At 68.2% G+C, this 24233-nt stretch carries 32 protein-coding genes; 17 read left to right on the top strand and 15 right to left on the bottom strand.

The window, feature by feature from the left end:
- Positions 1 to 66 precede the first annotated feature (66 nt).
- From E3T48_RS12120 to upp, 5 genes are all read right to left on the bottom strand, one after another.
- A complete protein-coding gene (locus E3T48_RS12120; protein ID WP_134524308.1) occupies positions 67 to 630 on the bottom strand; it encodes a phosphatase domain-containing protein in 564 nt (187 codons plus the stop codon).
- Between the two features lie 473 nt (positions 631 to 1103).
- Positions 1104 to 1295 carry a DUF1918 domain-containing protein gene (locus E3T48_RS12115; RefSeq protein WP_134524307.1) on the bottom strand — a complete coding sequence of 64 codons (192 nt, stop codon included), beginning with the start codon at positions 1293 to 1295 and terminating at the stop codon, positions 1104 to 1106.
- 71 nt (positions 1296 to 1366) lie between these two features.
- Positions 1367 to 1834, bottom strand: coding sequence for a MarR family winged helix-turn-helix transcriptional regulator (locus tag E3T48_RS12110; RefSeq protein ID WP_134524306.1), 468 nt, complete (start codon positions 1832 to 1834; stop codon positions 1367 to 1369).
- A 296-nt stretch (positions 1835 to 2130) separates the two neighbouring features.
- Complete coding sequence (locus E3T48_RS12105; protein ID WP_134524305.1) at positions 2131 to 2835, bottom strand: winged helix-turn-helix domain-containing protein; 705 nt, start codon at positions 2833 to 2835, stop codon at positions 2131 to 2133.
- Positions 2836 to 3323: 488 nt separating this feature from the next.
- Positions 3324 to 3956 (bottom strand): uracil phosphoribosyltransferase, encoded by a 633-nt coding sequence (gene upp, locus E3T48_RS12100; protein WP_134524304.1) that lies wholly within the window; start codon positions 3954 to 3956, stop codon positions 3324 to 3326.
- A 33-nt stretch (positions 3957 to 3989) separates the two neighbouring features.
- On the opposite strand from upp, the gene tadA reads away from it, so the two are divergent.
- Complete coding sequence (tadA, locus tag E3T48_RS12095; protein ID WP_134524303.1) at positions 3990 to 4469, top strand: tRNA adenosine(34) deaminase TadA; 480 nt, start codon at positions 3990 to 3992, stop codon at positions 4467 to 4469.
- On the opposite strand, the gene E3T48_RS12090 is transcribed toward tadA, so the two are convergent.
- Positions 4438 to 5139, bottom strand: a complete 702-nt coding sequence (locus tag E3T48_RS12090; protein ID WP_134524302.1) for a glutamine amidotransferase — start codon at positions 5137 to 5139, stop codon at positions 4438 to 4440. The genes tadA and E3T48_RS12090 overlap by 32 nt on opposite strands.
- The gene (locus E3T48_RS12085) at positions 5136 to 6098 is read right to left on the bottom strand and encodes a cation diffusion facilitator family transporter (protein ID WP_134524301.1); all 963 of its coding nucleotides are present in this window, start codon (positions 6096 to 6098) and stop codon (positions 5136 to 5138) included. Before E3T48_RS12085 ends, E3T48_RS12090 begins: the two co-directional genes overlap by 4 nt.
- An 86-nt stretch (positions 6099 to 6184) precedes the next feature.
- On the opposite strand from E3T48_RS12085, the gene proC reads away from it, so the two are divergent.
- From proC to E3T48_RS12065, 4 genes are all read left to right on the top strand, one after another.
- The gene (proC, locus tag E3T48_RS12080) at positions 6185 to 7033 is read left to right on the top strand and encodes a pyrroline-5-carboxylate reductase (RefSeq protein WP_134524300.1); all 849 of its coding nucleotides are present in this window, start codon (positions 6185 to 6187) and stop codon (positions 7031 to 7033) included.
- A 333-nt stretch (positions 7034 to 7366) separates the two neighbouring features.
- On the top strand, positions 7367 to 7813 hold the full coding sequence (locus tag E3T48_RS12075; RefSeq protein ID WP_134524299.1) for an ArsR/SmtB family transcription factor: 447 nt from the start codon (positions 7367 to 7369) through the stop codon (positions 7811 to 7813).
- A gap of 91 nt (positions 7814 to 7904) precedes the next feature.
- A complete protein-coding gene (locus E3T48_RS12070) occupies positions 7905 to 8096 on the top strand; it encodes a helix-turn-helix domain-containing protein (protein ID WP_134524298.1) in 192 nt (63 codons plus the stop codon).
- A 94-nt stretch (positions 8097 to 8190) separates the two neighbouring features.
- Entirely contained in the window at positions 8191 to 8289 is a 99-nt protein-coding gene (locus tag E3T48_RS12065; protein WP_003792170.1) for a 30S ribosomal protein bS22, read from the top strand.
- A gap of 62 nt (positions 8290 to 8351) precedes the next feature.
- Here the strand turns inward: E3T48_RS12065 and E3T48_RS12060 are convergent, their stop codons facing one another.
- Positions 8352 to 9074 (bottom strand): HAD family hydrolase, encoded by a 723-nt coding sequence (locus E3T48_RS12060; protein WP_134524297.1) that lies wholly within the window; start codon positions 9072 to 9074, stop codon positions 8352 to 8354.
- A 54-nt stretch (positions 9075 to 9128) separates the two neighbouring features.
- On the opposite strand from E3T48_RS12060, the gene E3T48_RS12055 reads away from it, so the two are divergent.
- Together E3T48_RS12055 and E3T48_RS12050 are read left to right on the top strand one after the other, a co-directional pair.
- Complete coding sequence (locus tag E3T48_RS12055; protein WP_134524296.1) at positions 9129 to 9398, top strand: glutaredoxin family protein; 270 nt, start codon at positions 9129 to 9131, stop codon at positions 9396 to 9398.
- Positions 9395 to 9697 (top strand): Dabb family protein, encoded by a 303-nt coding sequence (locus E3T48_RS12050; protein ID WP_134524295.1) that lies wholly within the window; start codon positions 9395 to 9397, stop codon positions 9695 to 9697. Before E3T48_RS12055 ends, E3T48_RS12050 begins: the two co-directional genes overlap by 4 nt.
- Before the next feature lie 365 nt (positions 9698 to 10062).
- On the opposite strand, the gene aspS is transcribed toward E3T48_RS12050, so the two are convergent.
- Positions 10063 to 11376, bottom strand: a complete 1314-nt coding sequence (aspS, locus tag E3T48_RS12040; RefSeq protein ID WP_134524331.1) for an aspartate--tRNA(Asn) ligase — start codon at positions 11374 to 11376, stop codon at positions 10063 to 10065.
- A 77-nt stretch (positions 11377 to 11453) separates the two neighbouring features.
- Here aspS and E3T48_RS12035 point away from each other — a divergent pair, with 77 nt between their 5' ends.
- Genes E3T48_RS12035 through ccsB form a run of 5 tightly spaced genes read left to right on the top strand, consistent with a single transcriptional unit; the run spans position 11454 to position 16158 of the window.
- Positions 11454 to 12098, top strand: a complete 645-nt coding sequence (locus tag E3T48_RS12035; RefSeq protein ID WP_134524293.1) for a histidine phosphatase family protein — start codon at positions 11454 to 11456, stop codon at positions 12096 to 12098.
- Entirely contained in the window at positions 12095 to 12691 is a 597-nt protein-coding gene (locus E3T48_RS12030; RefSeq protein ID WP_134524292.1) for a TlpA family protein disulfide reductase, read from the top strand. The genes E3T48_RS12035 and E3T48_RS12030 overlap by 4 nt, the downstream gene beginning before the upstream one ends.
- A 2-nt stretch (positions 12692 to 12693) precedes the next feature.
- Complete coding sequence (locus E3T48_RS12025; RefSeq protein WP_134524291.1) at positions 12694 to 13455, top strand: cytochrome c biogenesis CcdA family protein; 762 nt, start codon at positions 12694 to 12696, stop codon at positions 13453 to 13455.
- Positions 13439 to 15124 carry a cytochrome c biogenesis protein ResB gene (gene resB, locus E3T48_RS12020; RefSeq protein ID WP_134524290.1) on the top strand — a complete coding sequence of 562 codons (1686 nt, stop codon included), beginning with the start codon at positions 13439 to 13441 and terminating at the stop codon, positions 15122 to 15124. Before E3T48_RS12025 ends, resB begins: the two co-directional genes overlap by 17 nt.
- 38 nt (positions 15125 to 15162) lie before the next feature.
- Positions 15163 to 16158: a c-type cytochrome biogenesis protein CcsB gene (gene ccsB, locus E3T48_RS12015; protein WP_134524330.1), complete on the top strand. Its 996-nt coding sequence runs from the start codon at positions 15163 to 15165 to the stop codon at positions 16156 to 16158.
- Between the two features lie 96 nt (positions 16159 to 16254).
- Here ccsB and E3T48_RS12010 read toward each other — a convergent pair whose 3' ends face one another.
- The 5 genes from E3T48_RS12010 to E3T48_RS11990 form a co-directional block, all read right to left on the bottom strand.
- Complete coding sequence (locus E3T48_RS12010; RefSeq protein ID WP_134524289.1) at positions 16255 to 17235, bottom strand: o-succinylbenzoate synthase; 981 nt, start codon at positions 17233 to 17235, stop codon at positions 16255 to 16257.
- Between the two features lie 115 nt (positions 17236 to 17350).
- A complete protein-coding gene (locus E3T48_RS12005) occupies positions 17351 to 17614 on the bottom strand; it encodes a hypothetical protein (protein ID WP_134524288.1) in 264 nt (87 codons plus the stop codon).
- Positions 17611 to 17943 (bottom strand): DUF7882 family protein, encoded by a 333-nt coding sequence (locus E3T48_RS12000; protein ID WP_134524287.1) that lies wholly within the window; start codon positions 17941 to 17943, stop codon positions 17611 to 17613. The genes E3T48_RS12005 and E3T48_RS12000 overlap by 4 nt, the downstream gene beginning before the upstream one ends.
- A gap of 86 nt (positions 17944 to 18029) precedes the next feature.
- Positions 18030 to 19085 carry a sigma-70 family RNA polymerase sigma factor gene (locus tag E3T48_RS11995; protein ID WP_241986796.1) on the bottom strand — a complete coding sequence of 352 codons (1056 nt, stop codon included), beginning with the start codon at positions 19083 to 19085 and terminating at the stop codon, positions 18030 to 18032.
- A complete protein-coding gene (locus E3T48_RS11990) occupies positions 19085 to 19387 on the bottom strand; it encodes a hypothetical protein (RefSeq protein ID WP_134524286.1) in 303 nt (100 codons plus the stop codon). The genes E3T48_RS11995 and E3T48_RS11990 overlap by 1 nt, the downstream gene beginning before the upstream one ends.
- 225 nt (positions 19388 to 19612) lie before the next feature.
- Here E3T48_RS11990 and E3T48_RS11985 point away from each other — a divergent pair, with 225 nt between their 5' ends.
- The 3 genes from E3T48_RS11985 to E3T48_RS11975 are packed head-to-tail and all read left to right on the top strand — an operon-like array spanning position 19613 to position 22782.
- Complete coding sequence (locus E3T48_RS11985) at positions 19613 to 20524, top strand: 1,4-dihydroxy-2-naphthoyl-CoA synthase (protein WP_134524285.1); 912 nt, start codon at positions 19613 to 19615, stop codon at positions 20522 to 20524.
- A gap of 2 nt (positions 20525 to 20526) precedes the next feature.
- Complete coding sequence (locus E3T48_RS11980) at positions 20527 to 21732, top strand: AMP-binding protein (RefSeq protein ID WP_241986795.1); 1206 nt, start codon at positions 20527 to 20529, stop codon at positions 21730 to 21732.
- 42 nt (positions 21733 to 21774) lie between these two features.
- Complete coding sequence (locus E3T48_RS11975) at positions 21775 to 22782, top strand: 1,4-dihydroxy-2-naphthoate polyprenyltransferase (protein ID WP_134524284.1); 1008 nt, start codon at positions 21775 to 21777, stop codon at positions 22780 to 22782.
- Here E3T48_RS11975 and E3T48_RS11970 read toward each other — a convergent pair.
- Positions 22756 to 23055, bottom strand: a complete 300-nt coding sequence (locus E3T48_RS11970; protein ID WP_134524283.1) for a DUF4229 domain-containing protein — start codon at positions 23053 to 23055, stop codon at positions 22756 to 22758. The two genes, E3T48_RS11975 and E3T48_RS11970, sit on opposite strands and share 27 nt — an antisense overlap.
- Before the next feature lie 69 nt (positions 23056 to 23124).
- Here E3T48_RS11970 and E3T48_RS17485 point away from each other — a divergent pair, with 69 nt between their 5' ends.
- Together E3T48_RS17485 and E3T48_RS11960 are read left to right on the top strand one after the other, a co-directional pair.
- A complete protein-coding gene (locus E3T48_RS17485) occupies positions 23125 to 23595 on the top strand; it encodes a PLDc N-terminal domain-containing protein (RefSeq protein ID WP_134524282.1) in 471 nt (156 codons plus the stop codon).
- The coding region (locus tag E3T48_RS11960) for a thiamine pyrophosphate-binding protein (protein WP_255455824.1) at positions 23588 to 24233 on the top strand (646 nt) is incomplete at its 3' end. The genes E3T48_RS17485 and E3T48_RS11960, both read left to right, overlap by 8 nt.

Here is a 24233-nt window from a genome sequence, read left to right as displayed (position 1 = left end):
AGTTCTCCTTACATTAGTGGACCGCATGCGCGCGGCTTCGCTCGACGCGGGTCTCAACCGTGATGCCTATCTATGAAGGGCGTCCCGAACTAGTGCCTGAACATCGTCCTCTGCCTCATGACCAGCCGGCCATTCAAGCGCGCCTAATGAACCAGATGCCGTCACTAAGGCTGTTGGGATCCCGGCCCCCTGCCACACCTCGACAATGGCTGGCCTGTCATCGATAGCGAGCCGGGTGTTATATCGGAGAGCGATACTTCGGACCATCTCGGTCTTGACGACCGCATCCGGCCTGGGGTCATTTCGGGAGCGCATAATGAGTTCGTCATACGGCACGCCGTGCTCGGCTAGCCAGGTGGTGGTCAGGAATGACCACTTCTGCTCGCGACCCGTGACGATCAGGATGGTCAACCCACAAGCATGCGCGTGCTTGAGGAGTTGTATGACTTCTGGGTGCGCCGGAGAGTTGATCGAATCGGCGTGAAACCGCTCATAATTTGGCTTGAAGTCCACTTCACCGGCTGGACGTTCGACGTGACTGCGGACGTCACGAACATCGACAAGGGTGCCATCGACATCGCAAATCAGCGCGTCGGTTTTGGAGAATCGTCTGATCCGTAGAGGTTCCACATTGTGACGTTACCTGACACCGCTCCTTCGGGCGCGCAGTAAGAAACAGAACGAAAGCGGCTCATTTCGGTGGGCCGCTTTCGTTTTCCCCTGGTGCGGCCGCTACTCTTTCCCTGCCGGGTCGTCCTGGCAGTGCACCCGGCGTCTGACGGCGGACGCCGCGACCACCGGTCAGCGTGCAGCGAGAGTGATCCGCGTCGGCCTGGCCGAGTCACGCCGCACGCTGGTGCGGTCACACCCGGAGCACTTGAGGACGTAGAGCGGAAGAGTGAGTCGTTCGGAGTGGGCCGGATTCGGCGTGAGCCGGGCCGGTGCATGGCAGAACGGGCAGGTGATTCTCATGCCGATGGACCCCCTTGGGGAAAAACGCCACGTATGCGACGTGTAGTCACGACGTTAGCTCTCGCCGGGCGCGGTCAGAACCCCCTAGACCGGAGCAGTGTTGTGTGCATGCCCGGACGTCAGCGGCCGGGTCAGACCGTTTCGGCGTGTTCAACCACGAAGTCGGACCCCGGGTAGACGACGCTCTCGTGGCCCTCGCCGAACCGGACCCGGTAGGGCGGCTCGCCCTCCTCTCCCCGAACCTCGATGATCTCGCCGTGCCGATCCGGTGTCTCCACCGTGCGACCACGAATGATGATTCGATCTCCTGGGCGTGCGCGCATGAGACTCACCTCCTGAGCGTTACGTTACGCCGCCAGTCGCCGCCTGCACAGGGCCATTTCGGGGGGCGCGGTCAGGCGTGCCGAGGCTTGAGGCCGGCGCCGGAGGGCGCCGTGCGCAGTCGGTCGCAGAGGCCCGTCAACTGGGCCAGTTCCTCATTGGAGAGGGCGTCGCCCATCCGCCCGGTGATCGTGTCCATGTGCTGCAACGCGACCCGCCGGAACACGTCATACCCCTCGGGCGTGAGCTCGATGATTGCCCCGCGCCCGTCGGACGGGTCGGTGAGCTTGAGCACGTACCCGCGGGAGGTGAGCCGGTCGACGAGGCGGCTCACGCTCGGCTGGGTGAGCAGCACGTGCTCATTGAGATCGCGCAGACGGATGCGCCGGTCGGGTTCCCGCGACAGGTTGAACATCACGTCGTATTCGTTGAAGGAGATCCCGTGGGCAGGAAAGTCCGAGGCGAGGCTGCGCATGATGGCCACCTGGGCCCGGAAGAGGGATTCCCAGGCGCCGACGGCAGCCGCTCGATCGCTCACCATGCCTCCAATGTCGTGTTCCCCAAGGATAGGGACTCGACAGCGGAGCACCGAATTCGCTGAGAGGGAATTCGCAGGAAAATAACGAGCGGATAGCTAGCGCTCCGTTACCGGTTCGTTATATATTCATTGTGCGTCAACCGTTTGCTGTGGCGGAAGGCGCGAAATGTGATTGCAGGACACTCTTGGTGCAAGGGAAGAGGGTCGGTCGTTAGCCTCTGCGACCGGCCCTCAATCACATTCACGGGCCACTGACGCATCACCGTGCAGCCGCGATACGCCGCAGCGCGAAGAGTGGCCTAGAAGACGTCGGGGCTCGGAGTGCTCGACTGGCGGATCGACACGTCGGCGTGACGGTCGAACCGGTAGCCGACGCCGCGGACCGTGCGCACGATGTCCTCGTAGCGGCCCAACTTGGCGCGCAGACGGCGCACGTGCACGTCGATCGTGCGCTCGTTCGGTGCGTCTTCCTCGTCTGAGGCATTCCACAGCGAGGAGATGAGCTCTGCCCGCTCAATGGTGCGGCCTTCGCGCAGGACGAGGTACTGCAGCAGCTCGAATTCCTTGTAGGTGAGGGCCGCGGTCTCGCTGTCGAGGATGACCCGCTTGCGGGAGATGTCGACGACGACGCCGCCCGCCGCCCGGTCGGGGTCTTCGGTCTCGTTGCGGTGCCTGGCCAGCGCGGCCGGGTCCTGCAGGGCAAGCCGCACGACGTCGACATCGCGTCCGCCGGCGCCCACCGGTGCCAGGGCGACGGCGGCGTGGGTCTCGGCATCCGGTGCCAGCTCGTTGGTCAGGGCCTTGAGCGCCTCGACGATGCGGCCGAGGCTCGTGCCGGCCGCGGCCGCTTTCGCCTCGTCGATGCCGACGTAGAGAACGAACCCGCGGGCCTGGGTGCCGTCGGGGACGGCGCGGATGCGTGGGGCGGCGGGAGCCTGGTTGAGTGCCTGCTCGAGGCGGGCGGCCTGGGCCGAGCGGGCGGTGTCAATGTGTGCAAGCGACATGGGAGGAATCCTTGGTGTGATGATGCGGGGGAACCATCGCGGGACGCGATTCGTGGTTCGGCGAGGCGTGGCCGTCGAGGACCGGGGCGAAATCGGGGAAGAGCGGGAGTTCAACCTGCCGCTGGTACAGCGGCGGGAACTCGGCGATGGTTCGCGGTCAGCGGGACATTCGGCAACACGCGGAGCAACTGCCGGGCATCATCATGCCGGCAGTCCCGGGGGCCTCGAAGGAGGTCAGGGGGCGTGCGCTCGTTGTCATAGTGCGAGTAAAGCCCACTGTTACGGCGTGTGTCAATTCTGTGACCCCGGGTGACGCGGTGTGACGCGCACCACGTTCGCCGGGGCTGGGACGGATCGGAGGATCGGTGATCGATCGGGCAACTGCAAAAGATTCCGTGACGAATTACTATTTCATCAAAGATTCGTGAACTACAGTGCCTGCGGCGTGTTGTTCGTCGCAGGTCCTGCAGTCCGGGTGGGCCGGCGGATCAGACCAGCCCGTAGAGGCGGTCGCCGGCGTCGCCGAGGCCGGGCACGATGTAGCCGTGCTCATCGAGCCTCTCATCGACCGCGCCGAGCACGATGGTGACCTCGCGGCCGGCCATCGCCTTCTCCACCGCGGCCAGCCCCTCGGGGGCGGCGAGGATGCAGATCGCCGTGACGTCCACCGCGCCACGGTCGAAGAGGAACTGGATCGCTGCGATCAGCGATCCTCCGGTGGCGAGCATCGGGTCGAGCACGAAGCACTGGCGGTCGGACAGGTCGTCGGGCAGGCGCTCGGCGTAGGTCGTCGGTTCGAGTGTCTCCTCGTTGCGGGCCATGCCCAGGAAGCCGACCTCGGCGGTCGGCAGGAGCTTGACCATGCCCTCGAGCATGCCGAGGCCGGCCCGGAGGATGGGGACGACGAGCGGCTTGGGGTCGCTGATCTGCACGCCGCGGGCTTCAGCCACCGGTGTCTGCACGGTGACCTTCTCGACGCGCACGCCGCGGGTGCCCTCGTAGGCGAGGAGCGTCATCAGCTCCTCCACCAGGGAGCGGAAGAGCGGCGACGGGGTGCGCTTGTCCCGGAGAACCGTGAGTTTGTGGGTGATCAGGGGGTGGTCGGCTACGTGGACTCGCATAGGCTCAATCTACTAGTCGGGGGAGGCATCCGGATGGGCGAGCAGGATCGTCGGCACCGCGGGTGGATGCTGCTTGCCCTCGCGGAGGCGCGCGCGGCTCTGGCGACCGGGGATGTCCCGGTCGGCGCGGTGGTGCTCGACCAGTCCGGGGCGGTGATCGGCCGGGGTCGCAACGAGCGCGAGCTGCACCAGGACCCGACCGCCCACGCCGAGATCGTCGCGATCCGCGAGGCCGCCGCGTTCCTCGGTGACTGGCACCTGACCGAGTGCACCCTCGTGGTGACCCTCGAGCCGTGCGTGATGTGCGCGGGCGCGATCGTCGCGGCACGCGTGCCCGTGGTCGTCTTCGGCGCCTGGGACGAGAAGGCCGGGGCGTCCGGGTCGATCTACGACGTGCTGCGTGACCGCAGGCTCAACCACCGGGTGGAGGTCTTCGCCGAGGTGGATGCCGCGGAGTGCGGCATCCTGCTTCGTGACTTCTTCAGCGATCCAGCCCGGCGAGCCATTCGCTGAACATGGCCCGGGAGGCGCCCTGCATGCCCTCCGAGTACCGCTCCCGCTCCCGGCGGAGGTTCGCCGGGTCGAAGCCTTCCGCGGCCACCTCGGCCTCGGATGCTGCCAGCCAGACTTCGTGCATCTCCTCGGTGACTTCGGGATGGAACTGCACCGCCAGAGCCCAGTTCTCGACCCCGAACGCCTCGTTGCCGTATTGCGGCGACCCGGCCAGCCGGGTGACGCCCTCGGGCAGGTCGAAGGTGTCGCTGTGCCACTGGAACACGGGCACCCCGGCAATGTGCCGCACCGGGGAATCAGCGCCGGCCTCGGTCGGCTCCACGGAGCGGTAGCCGATCTCGTTGGTCGGGCCGCGGTACACCCGGGAGCCGAGCGCGGTCGCCATCAGCTGGGCGCCCAGGCAGACCCCGAAGACCGGCCGGCCGGCGCCGAGCCGGGATTCGAGCAGGGTGATCTCGTCGCGGAGGGCCGGGAACCGGTCGGCCTCGTAGACGCCCATCTCCCCGCCGAGCACGACGAGGAGGTCGGCGGCGTGGGGGTCGAGGATGCTCACGTCCTCCCGCATGGTGTCCACGTAGCGCACGTCATAGCCGTGGTCGCGGAGGACCGGTTCGAGGTTTCCCAGGTGGATCATGTCGTCGTGGCGGAGGACAAGAGCATTGCGGCTCATTCGCTGCCCTTGATCACGATCGCGTCCGTGGTCAGGCCGCGATGGGCCGGGTCGACATAGATGTCCGGCTCGAGGTAGATCACCCGGGCGACGGGAACTGCCTCCCGGATCCGGGCCTCCACCGCGTTGATGCCGGTGGTGATGTCCGAGAACCGGGCCTCGGCGTCGAAGGCGATCTTTCCGGCCACGAGCAGTTCGTCCGGCCCGAGATAGAGCGTCTTCAGGTGGATGATCTTGCGGGTCTCCGGGCCGGAGAGGATGGCGCGTTCGATGCGCGAGGCATCCGCGCGCCCGGCGCCCTCGCCGACCAGGAGGCTCTTGGTCTCCACGCCGAGCACGATCGCGACCAGGACGAGGAGCACGCCGATGCACAGCGTGCCGATGGCGTCCCAAATCGGGTTGCCGGTGATGATCGTGAGGCCGACGCCGAGGAACGCGAGCACCAGACCGGCAAGGGCGGCGATGTCCTCGAGCAGCACCACGGGAAGCTCAGGGGCCTTCGCGTGCCGCACGAACTGCACCCACGACTGGTTGCCGCGCACGAGGTTCGATTCCCTGATGGCGGTGCGCAGCGAGAACGATTCGAGGCCCATTGCGACCAGCAGCACCACGATCGGCAGCCACGGCACCTCAAGCGGGTGGGGGTCCTGCAGCTTCTCCACGCCCTCGTACAGCGAGAATACGCCGCCGATGGAGAAGAGGATGATCGACACGACGAACGCGTAGACGAAGCGTTCCCGGCCGTAGCCGAACGGATGCTCCGCGTCCGCCTCCTTGCGCGCCTTGCGGCCGCCGAGCAGCAACAGCAGCTGGTTGCCTGAGTCGGCGAGCGAGTGCACGCCCTCGGCGAGCATCGAGGAGGAGCCGGAGAAGGCCCACGCGATGAATTTCGTGACGGCGATGCCCAGGTTGGCCGCCAGGGCGGCCACGATTGCTTTGTTTCCGCCGGATGCGCTCATGCAGCAATCCTAGAACGCCGGGCAAACCGCGTGCACCGGCCACGGCACACCGTGTCCGGTCATGAACGCGTAACTAGACTCCCTTCATGACGTCGACTGCTTCCACCACGCTCCCCACCATCGCGTTCCTGGGCGCCGGATCGATGGCCAGGGCCGTCCTGACCGGTCTGCTGACCCCGCGCGTCACGGTCGAGGGCGGCATCCGTGCGACCAACCGAACCGCATCGAAGGCCGCCGAACTGAGCGGCCTCGACGGCGTGACCGCATTCGCCACGGCGGATGAACCCGAGGCCAACCTCAAGGCCGTGGCCGGCGCGCGCATCGTGATCGTTGCCGTCAAGCCGGCCATGGTGCCCGACCTGCTCACCGAGATCGCCGGCAGCCTCGAGCCCGGAACGCTCGTCGTGAGCGTCGCTGCCGGCGTCACCATCGCGACCTTCGAATCGCTGCTGCCCGAGTCGGTGGCGGTCATCCGCTCGATGCCGAACACGCCGGCGCTCGTCGGCAAGGCCGTCACCGGGCTGAGCGCCGGCACCCGCTCCAGCGCCACCGACCTCGAGCTCGCGACCGCCCTGTTCGGCACCGTCGGCGACGTGCTCGTCGTGCCGGAGAGCAAACTCGACGCGCTCAGCACCATCTCCGGTTCCGGCCCGGCCTACGTCTTCTACCTGATCGAGCAGCTCACGGCCACGGCGGTCGCCAAGGGCTTCACCCCGGAGGAGGCGGCCGTGATGGTCAACGGCACTTTCCTCGGTGCCTGCACCCTGCTGGCGGGCTCCGACCTGTCGCCGACGGAACTCCGTCGCCAGGTCACCAGCCCGAGCGGCACCACCGAGCGGGCCGTCTGGGAGCTCGAAAAGGGTGGCCTCAAGGAACTCTTCGACCGGGCAACGGATGCCGCCCTCGCCCGCGCCCGCGAACTCGCCGGCAACTAGTTCTAACCCGGTGATTGAGCCTGTCCCGGTGATTGAGCCTGTCGAAATCGGCGGACCGGGTCTCGACGGGCTCGACCTCCGCCCGGTGATTGAGCCTGTCGAAATCGGCGCGCCGGGTCTCGACGGGCTCGACCTCCGCCCGGTGATTGAGCCTGTCGAAATCGGCGCACCGGGTCTCGACGGGCTCGACCTCCGCCCGGTGATTGAGCCTGTCGAAATCGGTGCGCCGGGTCTCGACGGGCTCGACCTCCGCCCGGTGATTGAGCCTGTCGAAATCAGGCGCCACGCCCGGCCGCCATGGTATCCCCCACCGGGAATGACTAGCCTTGAGGCATGGCAGACATCTTCGGCGTGGTGGCGGATTCGACCCGACGCGAAATATTACGCATTCTCCTTGAGCGATACAACCAGTCGAGCACGGCCGGTGGCGAGCTCAGCGTGTCTGACATCGTCGACAAGCTGGGGCTGAGCCAGCCGACCGTCTCCAAGCACCTCAAGGTGCTGCGCGAGGCTGGCCTCGTCGGCGTGCGCGAAGCCGGCCAGCACCGCTACTACCACCTGGACTACGCGCCCCTCGAGGAGATCGAGGACTGGCTGATCCCGTTCCTCAGCGTCGACTTCGATGCGTCGGCCGAAGAGGCCGCCGAGGAGACCGAGGGGCTGAAGGAGGAGCAGCGGGCATTCGCCGCGGCAATCGGAAAGGCCTTCGCCGACACGTCATTCCAGATGGCGCATGCGGTGAAAGACGCCAAGCCCCGAAAATGGCGTAAAAACGACTAGACGGCCGTTCGGGTCAACCCCTAGAGTTTTCACCTAGCACGTGGGTATCGTCCGTAACAGGACCGGCCCACGATCGTGAGGAGAAACCCGAATGCAAGATCTCGCTGACGTACGCTTCCTAACGGTCGCCGAGGTGGCCGAGATGATGCGCGTTTCCAAGATGACCGTATACCGTCTCGTGCACTCCGGGGAACTGCCGGCGATTCGGTTCGGCCGGTCGTTCCGGGTGCCGGAATCTGCCGTTTCCGCGGTGATTCAGCGACCCATTGCGGACACCGCGTGAGCAGCCGTTCTTTTTCCGGTAGAATGGTGTTTTCGTGTCGGCCGCGAATCTCGTGGCGAAACCAAATCTTGTAACCAAATCTTGTGAGGTCCGTGTGGGTTCTGTAATTAAGAAGCGACGCAAGCGTATGGCGAAGAAGAAGCACCGCAAGCTGCTTCGGAAGACCCGTCACCAGCGTCGCAATAAGAAGTAAGTCGGTTCCGGGCCGTCTGGTCCTGAAGCGTCGTTTCTTGCGTGAGCGCTAGGTCTTTGGACCTAGCGCTTTTTGCTTGCCCGCGCGGCCGCAGCGATGCTGCCGCGCCCCAGCCGCATGATCGGCCAGTGGCGCGCCATCGCGTACCGCTGGAGCGTCGCATCCGGGTTCACGACGACGGGGTTGCCCACGAGGTCGAGCAGCGGAATGTCGTTGTGCGAATCGGAATAGGCCCAGCAGTCTGCCAGGTCGGCGTCGCTCCGGACGGCCTGGCCGCGCGCGGCCTCCGCCTTTTGGTCCCCGTGGCAGACGCCGTCGATCAGTCGACCCGTGAACACGCCCTCCACGGTCTCGAGCACCGTGCCGAGAGCGCCCGTGAATCCGAGCCGCTCGGCGATCACGTCGGCGACCTCCTGGGCGGTGGCTGAGACCAGCCAGACCTCGCGGCCCGCCTCCAGGTGCGCGCGGGCGACGGCGACGGTCTCGGGCCAGAGCAGCCGGATGAGCCGGGCATCGAAGATCTCTCGGCTCAGGTCGATGAGTTCGGCGCGGTTGTGGCCGACGACGACCTCGAGCGCGCGCTCGCGCACACTCGCCAGGTGCACCCGGTTCTCGCCCACCGCGATGAACCTGGCCTGCTTCCAGGCGAAGGATGTGATGTCTCGTCTGGTGATCAGGCGCCGCCGCCAGGCGCCGATGCCGAGGTGGTACAGGCTCGCGCCGCGCATGAGCGTGTTGTCGACATCGAAGAATGCGATGGAGCGGGCGGCGTTGGCTTCAGACATGTGCGCTTGAGTCTAGTTGCGCGCACACCGGCAGGGCCAGCATAGGCTGGAGCAATGGCCACAGCATTCCTCACCCTGATCGGCAAGCCCGGATGTCACCTCTGCGACGACGCGCGCGAGCTGGTTGACAGCGTCGTCACGAAGCTCGCCGACAACCCGGCGGCGCCGGCGATCGTGCTCGAGGAACGTTCGATCCTCGACGACGCCGAGCTGAACGAGCTCTATGTCGAGGACATTCCCGTGCTGTTGATCAACGGCAAGGTGCACAACTACTGGCGCATCGATCCGTTGCGGCTGCGCACGGCGCTGCTGGCTGTTCGATGAGCATCCGGCACGTTGTCTCCTGGAAGCTCAGCGCGACCGACCCGGCGACCAGAGCAGGGGACGCGGCCGGGATCGCGTCCAGGCTGGAAGCCCTCGTCGGCGTCGTGGCGGAGATCCGCTCCCTGCGGGTGGGCGCCGATGTGGTCGGCGGCGACAACTGGGACGTCGTCCTGATCGCCGACTTCGACGACCTGGCCGCGGTCGCCCGCTACCAGGCGCACCCGGCGCACCAGGCGGCAGGAACCTTCATCCGGTCGGTCGTCTCGGCCAAGATGGCCGTGGACTTCCTCGTTCCGTAGGCCCGTCGGTGGTCGAGTTTGTCGAGACCACGCCGGTCTCGACGGGCTCGACCACCGGGTCTCGACGGGCTCGACCACCGGGTCTCGACGGGCTCGACCACCGGGTCTCGACGGGCTCGACCACCGGGTCTCGACGGGCTCGACCACCGGGTCTCGACGGGCTCGACCACCGGGTCTCGACGGGCTCGACCACCGGGTCTCGACGGGCTCGACCACCGGGTCTCGACAGGCTCGACCACCGAGTCTCGACGGGCTCGACCACGGGCGGCTCGACCGCCGGGCGGCTCGACCACCGGGTCTCGACGGGCTCGACCACCGGGCGGCTCGACCACCGGTGATTGAGCCTGTCGAAATCCGGAAACTGCCTAGGGCTCGAGGCGTGACGGGCCGCGGAAGAGGAACGTGACCTCGCGGATGCTGGTCTGGTGCAGCATCAGCATGAGCACGCGGGCCAGCCCCATCCCGAACCCGCCGTGGGTGGGCACGCCGTAACGGAAGAAGTCCAGGTAGCCGCCGAGCTCCTCCGGATCGAGGCCCTTCTCCTTGGCCTGCTCGACGAGAACGTCGATGCGGTGCTCACGCTGGGCGCCGGTGGAGATCTCGGTGCCGTTGAAGATGAGGTCGTAGCTGTTGGTGACGCTCGCGTCCCCCTCAGGGCGCATGTGGTAGAACGGCCGGATGCTGGCGGCATAGTCGGTGAGGAAGACGAATTCGTGCCCGTAGGTCTCGGCCACGTAGGCGGCGATCTGGCGCTCGCCCTCCGGGTCCATGTCGTCGTCGTCGCGGGGCACCTCGTAGCCGCGGCTCTTGACGATCTCCTTGGCCTCGGCCAGGGGGATGCGCGGGAACGGCCGGCTCGGCACGGTCACCTCGACGCCGAACAGGGCGAGCACCTCGTCGCCGTGCTTGGCCTTGACAGCGGCGAAACCGGCGACGAGCAGCTCTTCGTGCAGCTGCATGACGTCTTCGTGGCTGTCGATCCAGCTGATTTCGGCGTCGACGCTGGTGAACTCGGTGGCGTGGCGGCTGGTGAACGACGGGTCGGCCCGGAACGCCGGCCCCACCTCGAAGACCTTCCCGAAGCCGGCCGACTGCGCCATCTGCTTGAAGAACTGGGGGCTCTGCGCGAGGTACGCCTTGGTCTCGAAGTACTCCACCTCGAACAGCTCGGCGCGAGACTCGCTCGCGCTGGCCATCAGCTTCGGGGTGTGCAGCTCGATGAAGTCGTGCTCGATCCAATACGTGCGCAGGGCGTGCTCGAACGTGGTCTGGATGCGGAAAATCAGGTTCTGCTTCGGCTGGCGCAGGTCGAGGAAGCGCCAGTCCATCCGCTTGTCGAGGCTGGAATCGGCCGCAATCGGGGTCTCCGGGATGGCGGCGGTGGCGAGCTCCATGGTGGCCAGCTTGATCTCGATGCCGCCGAGCTTGACCCGCTCGTCGTGCTTGAGTTCGCCGGTCACGGTGACGAAGCTGCCCTGTGAGAGGGCGGAGATCGTGGTGGCCGGCTCGTCGGCGACAACGACGCCGTCGGCATCCGTGGTGCGCGGGTTCACCAGCTGCACCGCGCCGGACTCGTCTCGGAGCACGACGAACTGCACCTTTTTCTGGTCGCGGACGGTGTCGACCCACCCGGACACCGTGACGGTGCTATTCGAGAGGGCGGCCAGGTTCTTGATCAGTATGCGCGCAGTCACCTGCCGAGTTTAGCGGCACGCTCTCGGCGAATTCGCGGGTGGGGCCTCCGTAGACTGTTCGGGTGGCAGCCAGTCAGGTTCATCTCGTCCGACACGGTGAGGTGTACAACCCCGAACGCGTCCTTTATGGACGGCTGCCCGGCTTCGGTCTCTCCGACCTCGGCCAGGCCATGGCGGAGGCAGCGGCGGCCGATCTGGTCCAACGAGGTCGCCCGGTCGTGCGGATCGTCTCCTCGCCGCTGCAGCGCACGCGTGAGTCCGCCGCGCCGATCGCGGCGGCCTTCGGCCTCCCCGTCGACATCGACCCGCGCCTGATCGAGCCGGCCAACTTCTTCGAGGGCAAACGGATGCGCGGCCCCGACGGCGCCCTACGCGACCCTCGCAACTGGCGGGCCCTGGTCAATCCCCTCCGGCCCAGCTGGGGAGAGCCGTTCCAGTCCATCGCCGGTCGGATGCTCGCCGCGATCGACGACGCGTACCACTCCGTCGACGGCGGCGACGTCGTGCTGGTGAGCCACCAGTTGCCGATCTGGACGGTGCACCGCGCCCTGGGCGGCGAACGCCTAGCCCACGACCCCCGCAAACGCCGGTGCGGCCTCTCGAGCATCACGGCCCTGTCCTGGCGCGGCGACGGCCCGGTCGAGGTGGGCTACTCGAACCCCGCCGTCGAACTTCAGGCCGGCGCCACCGACGTGGGGGCGGTATGAGGGTTCGTGCGCGTGCGGCGATGGTCGGGCTCGTGGCGGTGGCGCTGCTCCTGACGGGCTGCGCGACCGACCCGCTCGCTGCCCAGTACCGTGAGGGCAGCAACAAGGGGTTCATCGCGGGCGACGGCAGTTGGACCGAGATCCCCGCGGCCGAACGCGGCGATCCGATCGCGTGGGCGGGCACGAGCGAGACCGGCGCGACCCTCTCCAGCGCCGACTATGCCGGGCAGGTCGTCGTCGTGAACTTCTGGTACGCCAGCTGCGCCCCATGCCGGGCAGAGGCTCCCGCTCTGCAGAAGCTCAGCGCGCAGTTCGAGGGGAAGGGGGCCTCCTTCGTCGGCGTCAACGTGCGAGACCAGGCCGCGAACGCGGTCGCCTTCAACGAGAACTACGGGGTCGGTTATCCCTCGGTGATGGATGTCGGCGACGGGGCCATGCAGCTGGCGTTCAGCGGCAGCATCCCGCCCAACGCGGTGCCGACCACGCTGGTGATCGACCGGTCGGGAAGGGTCGCCGCCCGCATCCTCGGCGAGCTGTCCTCGCCGTCGATCCTGGAGACCCTGATCACCTCCGCACTCGACGAGGGCGCGTAGGCGTGGGCAATCCCTTCGGTGAGATCGTCTTCAGCGGCCAACTCCTCTTCGCCATCCCGGTCGCCGTGCTGGCCGGCCTCGTCTCGTTCGCGTCGCCGTGCATCCTTCCCCTCGTTCCCGGCTACCTGGCCTACATCGGCGGGTTCACCGACGGGCGCACCAGCGCGGCGCGCGGGGACCGGCGTGGCCAGGGCCGCCTGCTGGCCGGCGTGGCCCTGTTCATCCTCGGGTTCACCCTCGTCTTCGTGCTCACCGGCGTCGTCTTCGGATTCGCCGGTTTCTGGCTCAACCAGTACCGGGACCTGGTCACCCGGGTCGCCGGGGTCGTCGTCATCCTGCTCGGCCTCGTCTTCGTCGGCCAGTTCGCCGTCCTGCAACGCACCGTCAAGGCCACCTGGAAGCCGCGGATGGGACTCGCCGGGGCACCCGTGCTCGGGGCCGTCTTCGCCGTCGGATGGACGCCGTGCACCGGGCCGACGCTGACCGCGATCAATTCGCTCAGCCTCACCACGGGGTCACCCTGGCAGGGCGGGCTGCTCGCCTTGTTCTACGCGCTCGGCCTTGGCATCCCCTTCCTACTGATCGCTCTCGGCCTGAGCTGGGCGACGGGCGCTGTGTCCTTCCTCAAACGGAATGTGCGAACGATCAACCTCTTCGGCGGCGTGTTGCTCGTCGTCATCGGTGTGCTCATGGTGAGCGGCGTGTGGAACGCCTGGCTCCTCGACCTGCAAGGAGTGATCGGCAGCTTTGTCACGCCCATCTGACCATTACGACTCCCCGGCGCCGCTGAGCGATGGCGCCATCAACCAACCTGCCCTCGGCCCGGTCGGCTGGCTGCGCTGGGTCTGGCGCCAGCTGACCAGCATGCGCACGGCGCTGTTCCTGCTGTTGCTGCTGGCGATCGCCGCCGTGCCGGGTTCCCTCGTTCCCCAGCGCAGCGCAGACCCGAACGGGGTCACTCAGTACTTCGCCAACAACCCCACCCTCGCGCCGGCCCTGGACAAGATCCAGGCCTTCGACGTGTATTCCTCGGCCTGGTTCTCGGCCATCTACCTGCTGCTGTTCATCTCCCTGATCGGCTGCGTCATCCCGCGCACGAAGCACCACTTTCAGGCCCTCCGTGCGAAACCGCCGCGCACTCCGGCGCGGCTCGCCCGACTGGCCGGCTTCACCAGCCGCACCGCGCCAGCCGGAGCGAATGCCCAGGCCGCGGTCACCACCGCCAGGGGGCTCCTGCGGAAGGGCGGCTACCGGGTGGCCCTGTTCGAGAGCGGGCCGGAGTTCTCGGTCTCGGCCGAACGCGGCTACCTGCGCGAAACCGGCAATCTCCTCTTCCACTTCGCGCTCGTCGGCATCCTGATCACTGTCGGATTCGGCGGCGGTTTCGGTTTCGGCGGCCAGCGAGTCCTGGTCGAGGGCCAGACCTTCGTGAACACGCTGCTGGCCTACGACTCGTTCAACCCCGGTCGGTTCTTCGATGACGCGACCCTCGAGCCGTACAAGCTGACCCTCAACGACTTCACGGTCGCCTACGAAATGCGGAACCTCAAGGCGTACGGGCAGCCCGTGGACTACTCGGCCGGAGTGAGCGTGACCCGGCGCGGACAGGCCGTCGACACCGGCCAGGTGAAGGTCAACGTTCCGATGAAGGCCGGCAATACCAACATCTACCTGCTCGGCAACGGGTATGCGCCCAGCGTCACCGTGAAGAACCCGGCGGGCGTGGTCGTCTTCACCGACCCCATTCCGTTCCTGCCGCAGGATGCCAACCTCACCTCCCTCGGGGTCGTGAAGGTGCCGGACGGCTTGGCGCAGCAGGTGGGCATGATCGGATTCTTCTACCCGACCCAGGCGAAGGCGGTCTCGGGGGCGTACTATTCGTCGTTCCCCGACCTTCAATACCCGGTGCTCACCCTCAATGTCTACGCCGGTGACCTCGGATTGAACGACGGTGTGCCGACGTCGGTCTATTCGCTGAAGACCGACAAGATGACGCAGCTGACCGGTGGGAAAACCGGCGTCAAATCGATCGAATTGAAGCCGGGCGAATCCCAGGCTCTGCCTGGCGGGCTCGGCTCCGTCACGTTCGACGACGCGACGCCGGGGGCGAAGCCGGGCGACTTCTCCGGTTCGGTTCGCAGGTTCGCCTCCTTCGACATCCGTCAGGATCCGACCCAGGCGTGGGTGATGTCGTTCGCGGTTCTGGCCGTGCTGGGGCTGCTGGTCTCCCTGCTCGTGCCGCGGCGCAGACTCTGGGTGAAGGCGGTCGAGGGTGAAGACGGTTCCCTGAGGCTCGAGTACGCCGGGCTCGCCCGGGGTGAGGATCCCGCTCTCGAGGCCGCCGTCACGTCGCTCGCGGACCGTCATGCCGCGCTGCTGCTGACCCGCCAATCAGCCGATCCGGCTCTCGACCCAATTAGGCTGTTACCGTGAATCTCAACGAACTCTCGATCCTGAGCCTGTATTCGGCCATGGCCGTGTACGCGCTGGCGTTCATCGCGTTCTCCTTCGACTTGGCCAGACGGTCTGCCGCAGTCACGAACGGTGCCCCCGGCGAGGCCCTCCGCGAGGCGGCGGGAACCGACTCGGATGCCTCGGGTACCGCCACCGGTCACGCCGGCGCTCGGGCCGGGGCGTCCGCCGGAGAGACGACGACCCTGACCAGGATCAGCGCACGGATCGCGAACGATGCGAGCACCCCGTATGGCCGTTCGCCGAGCCTGCGGGTCGGTGTCGCGCTCACCGTGCTGGCCTGGCTGTTGCAGCTCATCGCGGATGTGCTGCGCGGAATTGCGGCCGGCCGGGTGCCCTGGGCGAACATGTACGAATTCGCGATGACGGGCACCCTGTTGATCGTGACCGTGTTCCTGGTCGTGCTGACCCGGGTCGACCTTCGCTTTCTCGGCACCTTCGTCACGGGAATGGTGCTCGTGCTCCTCGGTGTCGCGGCTCTGCGCTTCTACGTCGAGGTGGCGCCGCTCCCGCCCGCGCTGCAGTCGGTGTGGCTCGTCATCCACGTCTTCGTCGCCTCCCTCGCCACGGGATTCTTCGCGCTCGGCGTTGCGCTCTCCACGGTTCAGCTGATGCAGTTCCGGCGCCAGGCTTTCTTGGCGACCGGCCGCACCGGGCCGCTCCGCTTCCTGGCCACGCTGCCCTCGGCGGCGACCCTGGAGAATCTCGCCTACCGGGTGAACGTGATCGGATTCATTCTCTGGACCTTCACCCTCATGGCGGGATCGATCTGGGCCGAACGGGCGTGGGGCCGCTACTGGGGCTGGGACACCAAGGAGGTCTGGACGTTCATCATCTGGACCCTCTACGCCGGGTACATCCATGCCAGGGCAACCCGCGGCTGGCGCGGGTCGCGCTCAGCCTGGCTGGCGATCATCGGCTTCGCTGCCGTGATGTTCAACTTCGGCATCGTCAACGTGTTCTTCAAGGGGCTGCACTCCTACTCCGGCCTCTGACCCGTCGAATTCGACGGACTTTTTCGCATAATCGCCCGTGGCGAGACCGGTTTTGGCCGTTTTGGCCAAAATCTCCGTCGAATTCGACGGGGCAGGTCAGTCGGCGAGCAGCGCGTAGCAGCGTTCCAGGCGGGCGAGCCACCAGTCGCGCCGCTCGGCGGATGCCGCATAACGGTCGAGCAGGTCGGGGTCCGGCGTGACCCTGCGCACCGGGATGCTCCCGTCGACCGGCAGGATCGGCTCCCGCGTGACATCCGCCGCGAACAGTGACGCGGTGCCGAGGCCACAGTCGTAGTCGAGGCCCGGGATCGCGGCGGCGAGGTGCGCGCCCATCGAGATGCCGACCGAGGTGTCGAGGGCGCTGGAGACGACGACCGGCAGGCCGGCCTGTCTGATCAGGGCCAGCGCCGCGTGGATGCCGCCGAGCGGCCCGGCCTTGATCACGAGGATGTCCGCGGAGCCGGTGCGGGCCACCAGCAGCGGGTCGTCGGCGCGGCGCACGCTCTCGTCCGCGGCGACTCCGACGTCGAGGTAGGCGGTGCGGCTGCGGATCTCGGCGAGTTCCTCGATACTCGCGCACGGCTGTTCCACGTACTCGAGGTCGAACTCGTTCAACGCGTGGATGGCGTGCTCGGCCTCATCCACATTCCACAGCCCGTTCGCGTCGACCCGGATGCGTCCCTCCGGCCCGAGCACGTCGCGCACGGCCCGCACCCGGGCGACGTCGTCGGCGAGGGTCTGGCCGGGGGCCGCAACCTTCACCTTTGCCGTGCGGCAGCCGGGGAACCGGGCGAGCACACCGGCCACCTCGGCCGCGTCGACGGCCGGCACGGTGGCGTTGACCGGGACGCGGTCGCGGAGCAGCGCGGGGGCCCTCTCCCAGCCGAAGTCGATGGCCGCGCGGAGCCAGGCGGCGGCCTCGGCGTCGTCGTACTCGGCGAACGGGGAGAACTCGGTCCAGCCCTCCGGGCCGTGCAGCAGCAGCGCCTCACGGCTGTCGATGCCGCGAAACCGCGTGACCAGCGGCAACGCGACGACGCGCGCCGTTCCGAGCAAATCGTCCAGTGAAGGAAGCATGTTCCCAGTGTGCCAGCAGCGGCGGAGCGCTGCTGACGAACCGCGCTGGCGAACCGCGCTGGCCGGCGGCGCGCACACGAACGGGCGCGGCATCCGTGCCCGGAGTCCGGGTGGGTCAGAGACCGTCCTGGCCGAACACCCCGTCCACGTCGAGATCGATGTCCTGCCCGTCCTCCGGCTTCACATTGAGCACCGCGAACGGGATGCCGGGGGCGATCAGCAGGTAGGCGTCCTCGAACCGGCCGCCGCCGCTGTTCACCATCAGCCAGTACGGTTTGCCCGTCGTGATCGCCGCATCGATCTCGGTCTGGATCGAGTCGATCGATCGGCCGGCGAGGGAGTACTGCTGGCCACCGTAGACGATGTCGATGCGGTTCATGAGTCATCCCTCACTGTCACGACGGCTGTGGCCCGGTGCGGCTCCGGGACCAGTTGCAGGCCCCCGGAGGAATTCGCCGTGAGCATCAGGGCTTCGATCCACTCCCGGTTGAGACTGGGCGACCGGCCGCCGAAGTACTTGTAGGTGAGCGGAATGGCCGGGTGCAGCCAGATGGTGCTCCGGCCGTCCCCGCCCTGGGGATCGTCGCGCCAGGTGAAGTAGAAACACTCGCCGCGGCGCAGCTTCGCGCCGATGACGACCTGGATGTGGGCGAGGACCCGATCATCAAAGTCGGCCGACAACGTCGAATTGTAGGTCAGCTTGCCCATCTCAAAACCCCCGTTTAATGACTACTAACGAGAATACGCGCGAACTGTGGTGGCGGGATACTCTCAATTCGGGGGGAAGCCAGGAGTCAATCCCGGAGGTACCGTTCGAGGCGCGGCACGTGCAGAAGGGCCAGCGCGCGCTTCTCGATCTGCCGCACGCGTTCCCGGGTGACCCCCTGGATCACGGCGATCTGGTCGAGGGTGCGCGGCTCGTCGCCGTTCAGGCCGAACCTGGCCACGAGGATGGCCCGTTCCCGAGGCGGCAGGGCGTCGAGGTAGAAGACGATGTCGGCCGCTCGCAGGGTGATGGTGGCATACTCGTCGGGCTGGGGCAGGTCATCGTCGATGATCAGCTCGGAGATGTCCCCGATCCCGTCGCCCACCGGCGCGTGCAGGGATATCGGCTCGTTGTCGTACTGGAGCAGCCGGGAGACGTCCCTGGCCGGGATCTGCGCCGCATCGGAGAGCTCGCGCAGGGTCGGGTCGCGGTCGAGGGTGCTGGTGAGGTCGCGGCGGATGCGCTTGATCTTGTTCAGCTTCTCCGCGGTGTGCACGGGGATGCGGATCATCCTGGACTTGTCGGCCATTCCGCGGTGGATCGCCTGCCGGATCCACCAGGTGGCATAGGTCGAGAACTTGTAACCCGTCATGAAGTCGTACTTCTCCACGGCGCGAACGAGTCCGATGTTGCCGTCCTGCACGAGGTCCATGATCGGGACACCGCGGCCGGAGTAGTGCTTGGCGATGCTCACCACCAGGCGGAGATTCGCCTCGATGAAATGGTTCTTCGCCCGGCCGCCGTCGTGGGCCAGCCAGGCCAGCTCGCGGGCACAGGCAGGGTCGGCCACTCCCCGCGTCAGCCGCTCGGCGGCGAACAGGCCCACCTCGATCCGGCGGGCGAGTTCGACCTCGTCGAGGGCGGTGAGGAGCGGGCCCTTGCCGATGCGGCGCAGGTAGTCGCCGAAGGCATCCGTGGATGCCCTGCTGTAGCGGGAGACGGAGGACGAACCGGTTCCCCGGCCGGGGGAGGAGGAGGGCGCCGCCGGCGCGGACGGCAACGCCCGGGATTGCGACGCCTGGGATTGCACCGGCGGGGACTGCAGCGGCGGGGCCGACAGCGGCGTCTGCATCAGGGCGCTCATCAGCGGACCGCCCCGGCGAGGGTGGACCGGGACTCGAGGCTGGCCGCGGCCGCGTCGAACGAGGAGTAGTAGGAACGCTCGCGCAACCGGTGCAGGTTCGTCACCTCGAAGGCTCCGCCGACGCGCTGGATGAATCCGCGCAGCGCCCGTGGATCGTCGGCCGGAATCGCGCTGTCTCGCACACACCATTCCACCGGTGAAATCTCAACGATGTCCACGAGACGACGTTTCCCCTCAGCGCTGGTCACGTCGATCGCGTTCACATCGTTGCGGAATGCTGCCCCTGCGCCATATCCAGCCACGACTGCCTCCGGGTTGATCTCGGGTGATCTCAGGTGATCTCAGGCCCTCAGTACACATGGTGAAAACGTGCCCCTCAAGGGGGTTGACTTCTTGTCCCCCGAAGGAGTAATTGAGCTCTCCTCACGGCGTGTCGGCGCGGTGCGGCGAGCCCGGTGCTGCCAGCCGCGCGGGGCGATCGCGACCGGTCTGGGGCTGTCGCCGCCCCGCCCGCGTAGGCTGGCGGGATGACCGAACAGGTGTCCGAAATCTTCGATCCGAGCCAATGGCGGGAGGTCGCCGGTTTCGACGGACTCACCGATGTGACCTACCACCACGACCTGACCGGCCAGATCGCCCGGGTGGCGTTCAACCGGCCGGAGGTGCGGAACGCGTTCCGTCCGCACACCGTCGACGAGCTGCACGCGGCGCTCGAGGACGCGCGGGTCAACCCGCGGATCGGCGTCGTGCTGCTCACCGGCAACGGGCCCAGCCCGAAGGACGGCGGCTGGGCGTTCTGCTCGGGCGGCGATCAGCGCATCCGCGGCCGCGACGGCTACAAGTACGCCGACGGTGAGACAGCCACCGGCATCGACAAGGCCCGCGGCGGCCGGCTGCACATCCTCGAGGTGCAGCGGCTGATCCGGTTCATGCCCAAGGTCGTCATCGCGGTCATCCCCGGCTGGGCGGCCGGCGGCGGGCACTCCCTGCACGTGGTCTGCGACCTCAGCATCGCCAGTGCCGAGCACGGCAAGTTCAAGCAGACGGATGCCGACGTGGGCTCGTTCGACGCCGGATACGGCAGCGCCTACTTCGCCCGCCAGGTGGGACAGAAGACCGCGCGGGAAGTGTTCTTCCTGGCCCGCGAGTACTCCGCCCAGCGCGCTCTCGAGATGGGGGCCGTGAACGCCGTCGTGCCGCACGCCGAGCTCGAGGTGGAGGCGTTGGACTGGGCTCGCACGATCCTGACCAAGTCGCCCACCGCCATCCGGATGCTGAAGTTCGCCTTCAATGCCGTGGACGACGGCCTCGTCGGCCAGCAGGTCTTCGCCGGGGAGGCCACCCGCCTCGCCTACGGCACCGATGAGGCCGTCGAAGGGCGCGACGCGTTCCTGGAGAAGCGCGACCCCGACTGGGGCCCATACGACTGGCAGTTCTAGCGGTGACCCGTGAGCTCCGCACGGTGGCGGCAGGCGATCCCCTCGAACTGATGGTGTGCCTGCGGGAGGCGCTCGCCGGCGCCGGTCCCGCACTGCTCCCCGTTCCCGGCCTGCGTCAAGGTCCCGCACTGCTCCCCGATCCCGCGCTGCCAGGTGGGGCCACCGTGCCGCGCCGGGTGGCCGTGGTGATCGAAACGTCGGGGTCGACGGATGTCCCCAAGCGCGTGATGCTCGGCACCGACGCGCTGCTCAGCAGTGCGGCCGCCTCGACCGTGGCCCTCGGCGGCGCCGGCCAGTGGCTGCTCGCACTCCCGGCGCACTACATCGCGGGGGTGCAGGTGCTCGTGCGTTCGATCGCGGCCCAGACCACGCCGGTGGTGCTGCCCGGCGGGCACTTCGACCCGGCGGCCTTCCTGGCCGGCTCGGAGCGATTGGCCGAACCGCTGCGGTACACGTCACTCGTGCCGGCCCAGCTGGCCCGGCTGGTGGCCGCGGCCGATGACGACCGGCGCCTGCTGGCCGTGCTGCGACGGTTCACCGGCATCCTCGTCGGCGGGCAGGCCACCCCAGCGGGGCTCCTGGCCCGCGCAACGGACCTCGACCTGCGGGTGGTGCGCACCTACGGTTCCTCCGAGACGGCAGGCGGGTGCGTCTATGACGGGCTGCCGATCGGCGACACCGACGTGCGGGCCGTCGACGGGCAGCTCGAGATCTCCGGGTCGGTGCTCGCCGAGGGCTATCTCGGCGACCCCGACCTGACCGGGGATCGCTTCCGTCAGCTGCGCGGGGTGCGCTGGTACCGCACCGGCGACCTGGGCGACGTCGACCCGGCCTCCGGCCTCGTGCGCGTGCTCGGGCGCCAGGACAACGTCATCATCTCGGGCGGGGAGAAGGTGTCCCTCGACGCCGTCGAGCGGGTCGTGCGATTGCTCCCCGGCCTGGCCGGGGCCGTGGCGATCGCGGTGGACGATGACCGCTGGGGTCAGGTGCCGGTGGTCGTCGTCCCGAACCCGGCGCACTCGTCGGCGCCGTCTGCCGTGACGGCCGGCCCGGAGCCGCTCGACCGGGTGAGGGCCGCGACGGGGGCGGTGCTCGGCCCGGCGGCGCGGCCGGCGCGCCTCGTTTTCGTCGCCGCGATTCCGATGCTCGCCTCCGGCAAACCGGATCGCCAGGCGCTCGCGCGACTGGCCGGGGCCGCCAAGAAGTAGCATGAATGCGTGGCACAACCAGCGCGGCCGATCAGGCCCAGAATGCAGCGTTTGAACCCTTCGGCGTCCACCGGGTCACAGCCCGGGTCAGGCAAGCCGGCCGGGTCCGGGAGATCTGGCAACCCCGCCAGGCGGAACGCCCCGCGCACCCGCGCGGCGGCAACCGGACGGCCCGCGACGGCCGGCGACTGGGTCTCCGGCGCGCGCCTCCGCACACTTCCGCTGGCCATCGCGCCGGTGGCGCTGGGCACGGGAGCGGCCATCGTCGCCGCCGGGCCGGGCAGCTACCACTGGGTGCGGGCGTTGCTCGCGCTGGTGGTGGCCCTGTGCCTGCAGATCGGCGTCAACTACGCGAACGACTATTCGGACGGCATCCGCGGCACCGACGCCAACCGGATCGGTCCGGCCCGGCTGACCGGTGGCGGCGCGGCGCGGCCGCGCGCGGTGTTGTCCGTTGCGCTGGCCTTCTTCGCGCTCGCCGCGCTGGCCGGCCTCACCCTTGTGGTGCTGACCGGTCAGTGGTGGCTGCTGCTGGTCGGCGCCGCGGCCATCGTCGCCGCCTGGTTCTACACGGGCGGGCGTCGTCCCTACGGCTACTTCGGCCTCGGCGAGGTCTTCGTCTTCGTGTTCTTCGGCCTCGTCGCCACGCTCGGCACCACCTTCGTGCAGGTGGGCACCGTCAACACGGAAAGCTGGTTGAGCGGCGTCGGAATCGGTCTGATCGCCTGCGCGGTGCTGATGGTGAACAACCTGCGCGATCTCGAACCCGACCGGGCGTCGGGCAAGCGCACCCTCGCGGTGCTGATCGGCGGCACGGCGTCGCGGGTGGTGTCCTGCGTCTTCCTGCTCGTGCCGTTCCTCATCGCCGGGTTCTTCGGGCTGTTCTACCCGCTGGCCTGGTTCACGTTCTTCGTGCTGTTCCTGGCCGTTCCGGCCGGCCTGATCGCCGTCACCGCGACCACGTCGAAGGAACTCGTGCTCGCGCTGAAGCTGACCAGCCTCACGGCCCTGGCCTACGGCGTGTTACTCGCCCTGGCGTTCGCGCTGTAGCGCGTCGCCCGCGGCGCGGTCGATCGACGCGTCCTCTGACTCGGCGTCGGGGTGGGGCGTCTCCTGGGCGGGGTGGCGGGCCTGGTACAGGCCGAGAGCGACCCGCTCGCGGGGCCTGCGCAGGAAGAGGTAGGACAGGCACACCCCGATCAGCGCCGCGACGAGGGCTGCGATCCACCAGGTGATCTGCAGGGCCAGCAGGATCGCGAGCGGAACGGCGAACAGGAGCACGCGGTAAACCGAGTAGGACAACCAGGCGGGAACAGCTTTCATGATTCCAGCTTAGATCTCCCACCGGGTGCCACACACCGATCTCTCGGCTGGGCGCTCTACAATGACCAGATGGTCAAGGTGTGGATTGTCGTGGGGCTAGCGGTCGTCATCCTGACCGTCTATTCCCTGGTCGACTGTGCGACGACCGCCCACAATCGAGTGCGGGGACTTCCGCGTTGGGTGTGGATGTTCGTCATCTTCCTGGTCCCGGTCGTGGGCCCGTTGCTCTGGCTGATCGTGGGCCGCGGCCGCCGCGGTGCGGGTATCGCCCGTTCGATGGCCCCCGACGACGACCTCGACTTCCTCAAGGGCCTCGACCGGCAGAAGACCGACGAGGAGCGCATCCGAGCCCTCGAGCAGGAACTGGCAGACCTCGACAAACCCGACCCGCGCACCGGGTCGACCGGTGCCACCGGGTCGACGGGGTCAGCCGGGTCGACCGGTCCAGCCGGGTCGACGGGTTCAGCGGGCAAGTCGGGTTTCGACCCCAAACCGGCAGATCCGGGCGAGGGCGAACTGCCCGGCCGACGGGATGCCTGAGGCGCCAGGCAGCGGCAGCCCGGCCACCGATTTCAGCGTCGCCCTGCTCGGCGAGTTCGTGCGCCTTGGCGTGCGCGACGTCGTGCTCAGCCCCGGCGCCCGCTCCCAGGCGCTCGCCCTGGTCTGTGCCGAACTCGAGCGGCTGGCACTGATCCGGTTGCATGTGCGCATCGACGAGCGCGGCGCGGGATTCCTCGCGCTCGGCCTGGCCGTCGAGTCCGGCCGGCCGGCCCTGGTCGTCTGCACGTCCGGCACCGCCGTGGCCAACCTCCACCCCGCCGTGCTCGAGGCGCACCACTCCGGGGTTCCGATGATACTGCTCACGGCCGACCGGCCCGTCGAGCTGCGCGGCATCCGTTCGAACCAGACCACGGTGCAACCCGGTCTGTTCGGCCCGGCGACCCGGCTCTGCGTCGACCTTCCGGCGCCGGCCGGAGCGCCGCAGGAGGCCGGTGCGGCCGAAGCGCTGGCCCGGCAGGCCACGGATGCGGCCACCGGCAGGGACTCGGCCGACCCAGGCCCGGTGCAGCTCAACCTCGCCTTCCGGGAGCCGCTCTCGGCGCCGGTGGACCTCACGGACCACTCCCTTCCGGCCGTCGACGCGCCGGCGCCGGGGCGGACGGGGCCCGAGCCGGAGC

The sequence above is a fragment of the Cryobacterium fucosi genome (genome assembly GCF_004403515.1).
Lineage (GTDB): Bacteria > Actinomycetota > Actinomycetes > Actinomycetales > Microbacteriaceae > Cryobacterium > Cryobacterium fucosi.
The sequence above is the reverse complement of the archived record's forward strand: the minus strand, read 5'-3'. Positions and strand labels throughout refer to the sequence as shown.